The sequence below is a fragment of the Pseudonocardia sp. SID8383 genome, from assembly GCF_009864975.1.
Classification (GTDB): Bacteria; Actinomycetota; Actinomycetes; order Mycobacteriales; family Pseudonocardiaceae; genus Pseudonocardia; species Pseudonocardia alni.
Window position 1 is genome coordinate 1 of record NZ_WWFY01000286.1, and the last position, 1,241, is coordinate 1,241.

General features: G+C 75.6%; 1 protein-coding gene and 1 pseudogene. One reads left to right on the forward strand and one right to left on the reverse strand.

The window, feature by feature from the left end:
- Nucleotides 1–211: pseudogene (locus GTW08_RS06900) on the reverse strand (hypothetical protein); the annotation flags it as partial.
- A 466-nt stretch (nt 212–677) separates the two neighbouring features.
- Here GTW08_RS06900 and shbA point away from each other — a divergent pair.
- Nucleotides 678–1,241: RNA polymerase sigma factor ShbA (gene shbA / locus GTW08_RS06905; RefSeq protein ID WP_202416561.1), on the forward strand; the 564-nt coding region annotated here is incomplete at its 3' end.

The following is a 1,241-nucleotide window of genomic DNA, read 5'->3' on the forward strand; positions in this document are numbered from 1 at the left end:
CCACCATCAGCCGTCCGTCGGCCAGCCACGTCCCGGCCAGCGCGGGCCCGAGGGCCTCGGTCACCGCGGGCACCAGCGCCGCGGCGGCGTCCTCGCCGACCGTGACCGGGGGGAGCGCCGGGCCCGCGGTCGCCGGCAGGGCCACCCCCACACCGATCGCGACGGTGCCGAGAGCGGCGAGCAGGAGGCGGTGCGGGCGACGCAGAGACACGAGCGGTCCTTCGGGCGAGCGGAGCGTGACACCCGGCCCAACGAGGCCGCTCCGCCCGGGTCACGGCCCGCAGGCGGAGGACACTCCTCCGACAGGGGTGGACGTCCGTCCGTGCCCGAGATCTTCCCATGAGGACCAAAGCCCCTACTGTCCGTCTACCTATACCGCAAATTGTGCATGTTGATTGACCCCGAAAGGGTGCACCGGAAAGGTTGATCGCAGGCCGGGGCGCGGCCGAGCGGACCTGCCGGCAGCGCCGACCACCACCGGCGGAGGACAGCGCGACAGTCGCACCGCCCGACCTCTCCCGGGTCGGGCGGGCGGTGCCGGCGCCTGACGCGGCCCCGGGTCGCGACCGAGGAGAGCTGGGCAGATGCACGACGGACCCGTGGCCATCGCGACCGCACCCGAGGACGCCGCCGAGGAGGCCGACCACCGGCAGGCGGCGGACCTCCTCCCGCCGGAGATGCTGGCCGCGGCCGTCGCCGGCGACGAGCGCGCGGTCGCGCTGCTCCTGGCTAAGGTGCACCCCCAGGTGGAGCGCTTCTGCCGGGCCCGGCTGGGCCGGCGCGAGACGATCCTCGGCTCGGCCGACGACGTCGCGCAGGACGTCTGCATGGCCGTGCTCTCCGTGCTCCCGGCCTACCGGCCGTCGGGGATGTCGTTCCGGGCGTTCGTGTTCGGCATCGCCCGGCACAAGGTCGCCGACGCGTTCCGGGCGATGGCCCGCAACCGCTGCGACGCCGTCGAGGAGCTCCCCGAGCGGTTCAGCCGCGAGGACGACCCGGAGCAGGTCGTGCTCGACGCCGAGCGCAACGACCGCCTGTCCGAGCTCATGGGCCTGCTCGGCCCGCGCCAGGTCGAGATCCTCACGCTGCGCATCGCGGTCGGGCTGAGCGCGGAGGAGACCGCCGACGCGCTCGGCTCCACCCCCGGCGCGGTCCGCGTCGCCCAGCACCGCGCGCTGCAGCGGCTGCGCCGCGAGCTCGAGGACCGCGCGTCCCGCCGGGCCGGCGTCCGGGTCGTCGCC